General features: G+C 64.5%; 1 protein-coding gene. It reads right to left on the bottom strand.

Features of this window, described 5'->3' with window-relative positions; genetic code table 11:
- Window positions 1-1,239: amino acid adenylation domain-containing protein (locus HB680_RS32440; RefSeq protein ID WP_256735662.1), on the bottom strand; the 1,239-nt coding region annotated here is incomplete at its 3' end.
- Window positions 1,240-1,246 lie beyond the last annotated feature (7 nt).

The following is a 1,246-nucleotide window of genomic DNA, read 5'->3' as shown; positions in this document are numbered from 1 at the left end:
ATCCTGCCGCGCATAAGCGTTCTCTCGCGGCACCGGCAGCGCCTTGCGGTCGAGCTTGCCGTTGGGGCTCAGCGGCAACGTCTCCAGGTGCACGAACAGCACCGGGACCATGTAGTCCGGCAACTGCTCCAGCAGGTGGGCGCGTAAGGCGTCTATCTCTGGCATCTCGGCCGCCGTGTAATAGGCCACCAGGCGCTTGTCCCCCGGTGCGTCCTCGCGGGCCACCACTACCGCCTCCTGCACCGCCGGAAAGGCGATCAGGCGCGCTTGGATCTCACCCAGCTCGATGCGCAGGCCGCGGATCTTCACCTGGTCATCGTTACGCCCCAGGTACTCGATAGCACCGTCCGGCATGTACCGCGCGACGTCGCCGGTACGGTACATGCGGGCATTCGCCACGTTGCTGAACGGGTCATCGAGGAAACGTTCGACGGTCAGTTGCGCACGGTTCAGATACCCCCGCGCCACCTGCACGCCACCGATATACAGTTCGCCCACCACTCCCAGCGGCACCGGCTGCATCTGTGCATCCAGCACGTACATGCGGCAGTTGGCGATCGGCTTGCCGATCGGTGTGTTGTCCGGGGTGTCCTCGATGGGCCCTGCGCAGTTCCAGGCCGTCACGTCCACCGCGGCCTCGGTCGGGCCGTAGAGGTTGTGCAACCCGGACTGCGGCAGTTGTGTCTTGAAGCGCCGCACCACGCTGCCCGGCAACGCTTCGCCACTGCACATCACCCGCTTGAGGCTGGCACACCGGCTGAGATCGCCATGGGCCAGGAAGATATCGAGCATCGACGGCACGAAGTGCAGGATGGTGATCTGCTCGGCCTCGATCACCTCACCCAGGTATATCGGATCCTTGTGCCCTTCAGACCGCGCCATCACTAGGCGGGCGCCGGTGAACAGTGGCCAGAAGAACTCCCAGACCGACACGTCGAAGCTGAAAGGGGTCTTCTGCAACACCGCATCTTCGGGAGTCAGGTCATATTCGTCCTGCATCCACAGCAGGCGATTGACCACTGCCGCGTGCTCGTTGGCCACGCCCTTGGGCTGGCCGGTGGAACCGGAGGTGTAGATCACATAGGCCAGGTGCTGCGCTGTCAGGTCCGCCAGGACCAGGTCAGTGGCGGGCTGGTGCGCCCACGCCTGTGTATCGTCCAGGTTCACCACAGGGCGTTGCGAGGTCTCCTCCAGAGCCATGGCACAAGCATCCCGCGCTGGACCATGGGTGAGTACCAACCGCGGG

This window comes from Pseudomonas sp. dw_612 (genome assembly GCF_018449725.1).
Taxonomy (GTDB): Bacteria; Pseudomonadota; Gammaproteobacteria; order Pseudomonadales; family Pseudomonadaceae; genus Aquipseudomonas.
This window is presented reverse-complemented; position numbering and strand designations above follow the sequence as displayed.